The sequence below is a fragment of the Acinetobacter sp. YH1901141 genome (assembly GCF_013416935.1).
Classification (GTDB): Bacteria; Pseudomonadota; Gammaproteobacteria; order Pseudomonadales; family Moraxellaceae; genus Acinetobacter; species Acinetobacter towneri.
Window position 1 is genome coordinate 1 of record NZ_VPEY01000040.1, and the last position, 10,182, is coordinate 10,182.

Here is a 10,182-nt window from a genome sequence, read left to right on the forward strand (position 1 = left end):
GCTTGGCCAGAAAAATGAGTCGTTCTCGCTGTTCTAAACTAAGTGGTACAGAAACAATTCGAGGCATGTGTGAACATCTGTTAACTAAAAAAACTTTTTCGCATGATTAGTTATTTTTGTCAACTTAAAAGAGGCCTTTGAGCCTTTACAAAACAGCCGCCGTCGCCGTGATGTTTCCATTATTAAAAAGCGCCAGACTGATGATCAGGTATTGAAACAGGCACGTCAACTCACCCAAGACCTATTCTCGGCTATGGGACCAGCGACAGAAAAAGAGCTATTTGAATTCTATACCCAACATTTTAAAAACTGGTTAGCCAACTTTAAGTCGTATAAGAGTAAAACTGATGTCGGGCAGTTCCCGGGCAAGAAAGTGATTGAAAAGTCGATTCTGACTTTGGAACGTCTGCTGGCGAATAGCGACAGCTTCGATTTCTTTAAAGCGGTGGTTGAGAACAAGAATGACTATTTGGATCTGGAAGAAGACTATCGTGACATTCATGAATTCTTCAGCAACCAGATGCCAAGCTGGCAACAACTGCAACAGGCTCTACGTCATTTTGAGAAAAACAAACAGGCGCTGGGCAGTGATGAGGTGGCAAAAAAAGCCCTGTCTGAATTACATCGTATTGCCACCCTTGAATCGCCCTATGGCCTGTTAAATAAAGTCGCTGATTTGGTTCGCACAGTGGAAAGCGTCAATGAGCAATTGCTGACTGAGAAGCGCAATCAAGCGATAGAACACATTGATGACAAGATCAAGCAGTTAGAAGCCGAGATTAAAAACAGTGGCATCGCTAGCGCTGAGCTGAGTAACAAGCTATTACGCCCACTACAACTGCTAAAAACGGATATTGAAGTGGAAACTAGCCTGTCCACCATCTATATGCTGCAAACCCAAACCGCCGTCGAGCGTTTTGATGAAGCCTTGTATGAGTTGGAAAGCGAAGTTCAGGCGGAAATCCAGCGTCAGGCCAAAGCGGCACAACTGGCTCAGAGCAAAGCCGAGAGTGTAACCAACACTGCAACCACCTCCAGCCCAGTTACATCAACACCTGCTGTGAGTCCGGTACAGCCTGCGACAGCCGTAGTGCCACCGAAACCTGTTGTCGAAGTCGATGTCGCCAGCATTTACAGCAAAAGCTCAAGTAGTGTCTATCTGGAAACAGAAGAATCAGTGGATCAGTTTGTAGACGCACTCAAAGCTGAACTGAAAAAAATCGTGAGTGATAAAAAGCGTGTGCGTATCCGCTAACTCGGGTTAGGGATATCGGCATCAGTCATTAATTAAAGGTTTAAAGATGAATACCAGTCATATTAAAAAATACGCACCGCAAGCACGAAATGATTTTATCGCAGCGATGCGCAAGCAGGCCGCCAAATACGGCATCACCGCAGACAGCATTTTACCGGCAGAACAGAAAGGCGACTTGCTGCTGATTGGCGATCAGGTTTTTCCGCTATCAGTCATGAAACCACGTGACAAGCTGATCAAACGCATTCAAACTAGCAGTTTTGAGCAAACCATTGATTATATCGCTTACAGTTGGTTTAACCGTCTCTGTGCGATTCGCTACATGGAATGCAAAGGCTTACTGGATCATGGTCGCCGTGTACTCAGTAGTGCCGATGGCAGTGCAGGCTTGCCGCAGATTCTGGAAGAGTGTCTGGATATTGACCTACCAGGTTTAGATGCCAGCCGTGTGGCTGAACTCAAACTGGATGGCAATAAAGACGAAGAACTGTACCGTGAGCTGTTACTGGCCCAATGTCATGCGTTGAATCAAGTCATGCCACTCCTGTTTGAACAGGTTTCTGATGAGTCAGAACTGTTACTACCTGACAATTTAACCAAAACCGATTCCTTGATCCGTGATTTGGTGAGCAGCATTCCGGAAGAAGACTGGTCGGATGTGCAAATTATTGGCTGGCTGTATCAGTTCTATATTTCTGAAAAGAAAGATCAGGTGATTGGTAAAGTCGTCAAGAGTGAGGACATTCCTGCCGCGACACAGCTATTTACCCCAAACTGGATTGTAAAATATTTGGTACAGAACAGTGTGGGTCGTTTATGGCTGATGGCACAGCCTGATAGTACGCTTGCCAGTGAATGGGAATACTATATTCAGCCAGCGGAACAAAGTGATGAAGTTAATGCACAGCTGAAACAACTGATTGATGTGCGGATTAGTGAAGATGGCGATACCTTAAACCCTGAAAGCATTACAGTACTCGATCCGGCCTGTGGTTCGGGGCACATTCTGGTGGAAGCTTATGACTGCTTAAAAGCGATTTATTTAGAACGTGGTTACCGCAGCCGTGATATTCCACGTTTGATTCTGGAAAATAACCTGTACGGCATTGATATCGATACCCGTGCAGCACAGCTCGCTAGCTTTGCACTGCTGATGAAAGCACGTGAGGATGACCGCCGTTTATTTAGCAATCCACCGAAGCTGAATATTATTGCGTTACAGGATAGTCAGCCAGAACGTTTAGATGCATTCAGTCAGGACTTGGTAAGTACCGGTATTGCACAGACAGATTTAAAGGAACTGCTGGATTTATTTGAACATGCCTCAACGTTTGGTTCTTTGATTCAAATCCCTCAAGCATTTTCTAGAAAGCTGCCTGATTTAGAAACAAAGCTGAATACAGCATCAGAGTCTGGGGATATTTTTGTGCAGCAGTCAGCACAAGAGTTATTGCCTTTAGTACAACAAGCCAAATTACTCGCTAAACAATATGATGCTGTGATTGCGAATCCGCCGTATATGGGCGGTAAGGGGATGAATCCAGCACTTAAAGATTTTGCGAAAAAGAAATTCCCTGACAGTAAGTCAGACCTATTTGCCATGTTTATTGAACGTGGGTTTGAATGGTGCAAAGACAGTGGCTTTAACAGTATGGTCACTATGCAAAGCTGGATGTTCTTATCGTCTTATGAAGCGATGCGTGAAAAACTATTAAAAGATCGTACAATTCAAACTATGGCACATTTAGGTGCAAGAGCATTTCCAGAAATATCGGGTGAAGTGGTACAAGCGACTGCATTTGTGATGCAAGGTAAACATTTGAATGGGTTCAAGCCAGTATTTTTTCGACTTGTGGATACAGAGCAGGATCAAAAAGAAAATGAATTAAAAGCAGGACTAAATCGCTTTGATTCAACGATTCAAGATGACTTTAAGAAAATTCCAAGTAGTCCTGTAGCTTATTGGGTTAGTGATAGATTAAGAAATTCTTTTATAACCAATCCAGCTCTTCATACTATAGCTCTTCCGAGAGCAGGTATGATTACAGGAAATAATGCCATATTTGTTAGGACATGGCATGAGGTTTCAATTTCAAAAATAGGTCTAGGTTTTGAAAATCGGTCTTCGGCACAGTTAAGCAGAAAGAAATGGTTTCCGTATCAAAAAGGTGGATCTTTTAGAAAATGGTATGGAAATTATGAGTACGTTGTTGATTGGTTTGATGATGGTAACAAATTAAAAACCTTAACAGACTCAAAGGGTAAAGTGCCTGCACATGCGTTTAATGAGGATTATATTTTTAAACCAAATGTAAATTGGTCAGCAGTCACTTCTTCTTTGTTTTCAGTGCGTATAACTGATAAAGGATGTTTATTTGATGCGGGGGGGTCGGCGGCTTTTCCTAAAACACAATACATTCCGATGTTAGCTGGCTTTCTTAACTCGCCTGTTTGTCAAATTTTATTAGGTGCAATTAATCCAACATTAAATTTCCAAGCTTGGAATATTGGTAATTTGCCAATTATTAGTGAAAATAATGAATTGTTCAATTTGATAACAGAATTGGTCGAAGTTGCGAAACAAATATCTAAAAATGACTGGGACTCTTACGAAATCTCATGGGATTTTACTCAGAACCCAATTATTCGTACCGAACAGCCGAACCTAGAACAAGCCTTTAACACATGGCAACAGCAAAATGCTGACGCCGTCGCTGAAATGAAACGTTTGGAAGAAGAAAACAACAAGCTGTTTATTGAGGCTTATGGTTTAGAGGATGAATTGACACCAGATGTACCCGATGAACAAATCACCCTAACCCGTGCCGACCGTGAAAAAGACAGCCAGCGTTTAGTTTCTTATGCACTTGGTTGCATGATGGGACGCTATAGCCTAGATGAACCTGGCTTGATCTATGCCCATGCAGGCAATCAAGACTTTGATCCTAGTCGTTATCAGACATTCCCAGCCGATGCTGACGGTATTATTCCACTCACCGAAATGCACTGGTTTGAAGATGATGCTACACACCGTATCCAAGAGTTCTTAACTGCAGTGTGGGGTAAAGACACACTAGACGCTAATATGCTGTGGTTGGCAGAAAGCTTGGATAAAAAAGCTAGTGAAACCGCTGAAGACACCATTCGCCGTTATCTTGCTAGTAAATTCTATAAAGACCACATGCAAACCTATAAAAAGCGTCCGATCTACTGGTTATTTAGCAGTGGTAAACAAGGCGCTTTCCAGGCGTTGGTGTATTTGCACCGCTATAACGAAAGCACCTTGGCGCGTATGCGTACTGAATACGTCATGCCACTGATTTCCAAAATGGCTGCTTATGCTAATTCTCTAGAAACAGCAAAAGAAAGTAGTGACTCTGCGGCTGAAATCAAACGTATCGAGAAAAAACTGCAAGATTTGCATAAGCAACAAGCTGAACTCAGTACCTTTGAGGAAAAGCTGCGTCACTATGCCGATCAGCGTATTTCACTGGATCTAGATGATGGGGTGAAAGTGAACTATGGCAAGTTTGGGGACTTGTTGGCTGAAGTGAAAGCTGTGACGGGGGAGAAATAATGAATAGCTTTTCTTCCACACTAGATCATGCAGAGGTGGTTGCATGAACTTAAGTCAACTTCAACAAGGCCTGGAACAAGCCTTTTATACTGAACAGCATCGAATTGTCTTTTGGTACGATGCAGAACAGTCATTTACTGAAGAAATCAAAGCCCTAGAGCTAAATGATGTCCAGATTCTGAATATGGCAGAAGAATCCAGCCTTGCGATTAAGCTTAAACTGGAACTTGAGGATCAGCAGGGTAAATACTTGCTGTATTTCCCAAGCCCTGAGCCTGAAACCGAAAAAGACTGGTTACTGGACATCAAGCTGTATTCACGCAGCTTCTATGCCGATCGTTTCTCGATTATTTTCAATGAGCTCGGTTTACAACAACAAAGTTTAAGAGAACATCTGGCCAAACGTGAAGAGTTCCTCAAAGCCAAAGCCCGTCTGAGTACATTGAAACGCTATATCCAGTCTGATGCAGATGAACAGGATCTGGATATGGCCATGATTGCGGCTGTGGTCAAGGCTGACAGTGCCGAACTTATGCATATCGTTCTGGCACTGGCAGATGAAATGGTACAGCAGAATCTGAGTCTGGAAGTCAATCCAGACTCCTTTGCTGAACTGGAAAAGTTCCAACTGGTGCCAGCTTTAGTCACCGCATTACAGGCGGAAATTGGTTATCCAGCATCGGTTGAAGAATTGAATGGGGAAGTGCCATTCAAGCTCGGTACGTTCTTTATCCGTTTGATGACTACAGGTTTCTGTGAAAGCTTGGGCGATGTACCGGTATGGGCTCAGGAACTGGTGATGTCATCCGTCAGCTCCCGTGCGACGGCTAGAGCCTTTTTGTCGCGCTGGAGAGACAGTTCTAAATACTACCCAACCTTCGATACACTCTCCCAGAGCGTGGCCAATGCACTGCGGATCCAAGAAAAGGTCGGGGCTTTTGATCTGGAGCAGCTGCTCGATGTCATGACCTTTGAAGTGATTGAACAAAAGATCATTGTTGATTTGGCCAGTCATATCCCCGCAGCAGCCAAAGCTGAACTGGAACATTTCAGAACGATTATTTCTACCCGTCTGGATGGCTATTGGGCGTCCAAGCATAAGGACGATGCAACCCGCCGTAAATACCGTACCGTCTATACAGCGTTGCAGGCAGCGATTGAGCTGTTCAGCCTGCGACAGCAGTTTGATTCCGGGTTTTATTTCGACTCCAGCGAAGCTTTGTATAAAGCCTACAAGCAGGAGCTGTATCGCTTTGATCTGGCCTACCGCCACTACAGTGCTGCTTCTCAACGCGCTCATGTCGATATCCTGAAAAAACTCGATGAAGAAGTCGAAAATTGCTATTCCTACTGGTTTATTGACCACTTGGCACGAAACTGGGGAGAGCGGATTGAAGCTGAGCAACGCTTGAATGTCTGGAAAATGGCAGATATCCCAAACCAGCAGAACTTCTACGATATTCACGTCAGACCCTTACTCAGTTCTGCAACGAAACGCCGTATTGTGGTAATTATCAGTGATGCTTTTCGCTATGAAGCTGCGGTAGAGCTGCGTGATCGTATTAATGAAAAGCGTTATTCCGAAGCGACCTTGTCTTCACAGCTGGGCGTTGTCCCAAGTTACACCACACTTGGCATGGCCTCGTTATTGCCGCATCAGACTTTGGAGTACAAAGAGGCCGCAGGGGATGATGTTTTAGTAGATGGGCAGTCCAGCAAAGGGACTGCAGCACGATCCAAAATTCTGGCGGCCTATAATGGTCTGGCAGTCACCGCTGAAATGGTAAAAGGCTGGTCGCGTGATGAAGGCCGTGAAGCGCTGAAAGACCATGAGCTGATTTACGTTTATCACAACGTGATTGATGCACGCGGTGACAGCGCCTCGACAGAATCAGAAACCTTTATGGCGGTAGAACATGCCATTGAAGAGCTGACCGAACTCAGCCGCAAAATCTTAATGCACTTCAATATTTCTACCCTGTTGATTACAGCCGACCATGGCTTCCTGTTCCAGCAAAGTAAACTGGAATCTGCGGATCGTTCAAGCTTGACTGAAAAACCTGCCAATACATTGAAGAGCAAAAAACGCTATGTGATTGGGCATGGTTTACCAGAGAGCAAGGAAGCCTGGAAAGGCTCAACCCAAGCTACGGCAGGCACATTATCTGCGACTGATTTCTGGATTCCAAAAGGGGCGAACCGTTTCCATTTTGTAGGAGGCTCACGTTTCGTGCATGGCGGCATCATGCCTCAGGAAATTGTGGTGCCGGTACTGATGGTAAAACAGCTACGTGGTGAAAAGGCTGGACAACGAACCAAGCGTAAAGTCGGTGTTATTTCTACCAAATCTACCTTGAAGATGGTCAGTAACATCCAGAAGTTTGATTTGATGCAAACCGAAGCTGTCAGTGAGCTGGTCATGCCAGTGACTTTATCCATTGCCATTTATGATGGGGATCTTAAAGTTTCCAGTGAAGAAACTTTGACTTTTGATAGCACTACCGATTCTGTTGCCGATCGGGTCAAACAGGTCAGATTGTCATTGTCTGGCACTGATTTTGACCGTAAGAAAGATTACTTTTTAGTGCTGAAGGACAAAGACCTGAATATCGAAATGGAACGCTATAAGGTCACCATTGATCTGGCATTTACTGATGACTTCTTCTGATAACGAATTAACGATAGAGCGTGGCGTATATGGAATTGGCTAACGATAAAGAACTGGATCAGTTGCTGAATGAACACTTTGCCGGGCGGGTGGTACGTAAGGATCTGACCAAACTGATTAAAGAAGGGGCCAATGTCCCTGTCTATGTACTCGAATACCTGCTGGGGATGTACTGTGCCTCGGATGACCCAGAGATCATTGAACAGGGACTACGTAACGTAAAGACCGTACTGGCTGAGAATTATGTCCGACCGGATGAAGCCGAGAAGGTGAAATCCCTGGTCCGTGAACGTGGCAGTTATAAAGTCATTGATCGGGTCACGGTGAAGCTTAATGAGCGTAAGGACAAATACGAAGCCTCCTTTAGTAATCTAGGTATCAAAGATGCCGAGATCTCGGCAGGCATCGTCAAAGAGTATGAAAAGCTGCTGGTTGGTGGAATTTGGGTCATCGCCACCCTTAGCTACTACTTTGATGAAGGGCAGACCTGTTCTCCATTTGGCGTGAGCTTACTCAAGCCGATTCAGATGCCCAATATGAATATGGAGGAGCTATTCAATGGACGAGCAGCGTTAACCACTGATCAGTGGCGCGAGAGTTTAATCCGTTCGATCGGTATGGAGCCGGCTTCCTTAAAAGAGGAGGTGCAATGGCACTTGTTGGCACGCATGATTCCTTTTGTCGAAAACAACTATAACGTCTGTGAGCTGGGGCCACGCGGTACCGGTAAAAGCCATATTTACAAAGAGTGTTCACCGAACAGTATTTTAGTCTCGGGTGGGCAAACGACTGTCGCCAATCTGTTCTATAACATGAGTAGCCGCCGTATTGGTCTGGTGGGGTTATGGGATGTAGTGGCTTTTGATGAAGTCGCCGGTATTTCCTTTAAGGACAAAGATGGCGTGCAGATCATGAAAGACTACATGGCATCGGGATCTTTTGCCCGTGGCCGGGAACAGATGGAAGCATCTGCTTCAATGGTTTTTGTGGGTAATATTAACCAAAGTGTTGAATCCTTGGTGAAGACTAGCCACTTATTGGCTCCTTTTCCTGAAGCAATGATCGATTCAGCATTCTTTGATCGCTTTCATGCCTATATCCCGGGTTGGGAAATTCCAAAAATGCGTCCGGAATTCTTTACTAACCGTTATGGTCTAATCGTTGATTATCTGGCTGAATTCTTCCGGGAAATGCGTAAGCGTAGTTTTGCGGATGCCATTGAGAAGTACTTTAAGCTCGGCAACAACCTGAATCAGCGCGATGTGATTGCCGTTCGCAAGACGGTTTCCGGATTGATGAAGCTGCTCTACCCACATGGTCAGTTTAACAAAGAAGATGTACGGCAATGCCTGGAATATGCACTGCAGGTGCGCCGTCGGGTCAAAGAACAGCTGAAGAAAATTGGAGGGATGGAATTCTATGATGTGCATTTCAGCTATATCGACAATGACACCTTAGAAGAACATTTTGTATCGGTAAAAGAGCAGGGTGGTGGCGGACTGATTCCAGAAGGTCCAGCCAAGCCAGGTTTCTTATATACCATCGGGCTCAGTAATAAAGGCATGCCGGGGTTATACCGCTTAGAACTTCAAGTCACCAAAGGTTCAGGAAAGCTGGCGACGTCAGGCTTATGGAATTCAAGCAGTGCCAAGGAGCAGGTCAAGATCGCATTTGACTACTTCAAGGCCAATGCATCCAGAATATCGGGTGGTAGTAAGGTGATGGAACATGACTTCCACTTACATGTGGTTGAATTACAGAATACCGGCCCGCTCAGCCATCTTGCTCTGCCAAGTTTAGTGGCTTTTGCTTCTGGCCTGTTAGGACGATCGGTACAAAGTCAGATGGTGGTACTGGGTGATATGAGCTTGGGTGGTTCAGTGACACCGGTGGAAAGTATTGCCGAATGTCTGCAAGTTGCTTTTGATGCGGGTGCCAAGAAGGTTGCTTTGCCAATGAGTAGTGCGGCAGATATCCCAACGATTCCTGTGGAACTGTTTACCAAGTTCCAGACCAGCTTTTATGCAGATCCGGTAGATGCTGTGTTTAAGGGGCTAGGGGTGGATTAATTTCATATCTGTCTGGAAGAGTTACAGTAGATTGTTTTAAATTCAGTTTCTCAAGTTAAACACCATGTTGTAAAAGCATAATACTGCCTCTTTTAAAGAGCTAGTATTTTAGGGGGGATTACCCTTCATTTTTTCTTGATCAGATATCTGTTGTACTTTGACAGGATTTTGTTGATCTAAATATTTTTGATACCAAACACGCAATGTTTCAGGAGTACAACCGATTTTAGGATCAATAGCTGTGATTGCTGCCCAAGTAGAAGGATAATCTTTTTCAGATTCAATCAATAATTGAACCGCTCTTTCTCTGATTTCAGGGGGCAATTTTACTTTGCCATTTGTAAGGTAAAAGGGGTCAATTTTAGAATGCCGTTGACAATGTATCGCCTTTTGAGTTTGAAGCAATGTACAATGATAAGATTAACCCGTTAGGTCAGGTGGCCTAACTTAAATAAAAAGTCTCCGACAAACCCGGTACGGTTCACTATCTATTGTTATTCTTACCTGAAATTGATGTGAGCTTATAGAGACAAGGTAAATTTGCAAAAGTGCCGGCTATTCAGTGTTCATTGAATGTTTAATTTAATTTATTAAGCTTGACCTTGGAGTGGCT

General features: G+C 44.3%; 3 protein-coding genes and 3 pseudogenes. 4 read left to right on the plus strand and 2 right to left on the minus strand.

Annotated elements, in window-relative coordinates; genetic code table 11:
* Positions 1 to 67 (minus strand): annotated as a pseudogene (locus FTV52_RS14825) (helix-turn-helix domain-containing protein); the annotation flags it as partial.
* Positions 68 to 118: 51 nt separating this feature from the next.
* Here FTV52_RS14825 and FTV52_RS13540 point away from each other — a divergent pair.
* The 4 genes and pseudogenes from FTV52_RS13540 to brxL form a co-directional block, all read left to right on the plus strand.
* Positions 119 to 1,255: pseudogene (locus tag FTV52_RS13540) on the plus strand (BREX system P-loop protein BrxC); the annotation flags it as partial.
* 46 nt (positions 1,256 to 1,301) lie between these two features.
* Positions 1,302 to 4,832 (plus strand): BREX-1 system adenine-specific DNA-methyltransferase PglX, encoded by a 3,531-nt coding sequence (pglX, locus tag FTV52_RS13545; RefSeq protein WP_179990992.1) that lies wholly within the window; start codon positions 1,302 to 1,304, stop codon positions 4,830 to 4,832.
* 43 nt (positions 4,833 to 4,875) lie between these two features.
* A complete protein-coding gene (gene pglZ / locus FTV52_RS13550; RefSeq protein ID WP_179990993.1) occupies positions 4,876 to 7,500 on the plus strand; it encodes a BREX-1 system phosphatase PglZ type A in 2,625 nt (874 codons plus the stop codon).
* Positions 7,501 to 7,529: 29 nt separating this feature from the next.
* On the plus strand, positions 7,530 to 9,569 hold the full coding sequence (gene brxL / locus FTV52_RS13555) for a protease Lon-related BREX system protein BrxL (protein WP_179990994.1): 2,040 nt from the start codon (positions 7,530 to 7,532) through the stop codon (positions 9,567 to 9,569).
* A gap of 123 nt (positions 9,570 to 9,692) precedes the next feature.
* On the opposite strand, the pseudogene FTV52_RS13560 reads toward brxL, so the two are convergent.
* Positions 9,693 to 9,929 (minus strand): annotated as a pseudogene (locus tag FTV52_RS13560) (hypothetical protein); the annotation flags it as partial.
* Between the last annotated feature and the right edge of the window lie 253 nt (positions 9,930 to 10,182).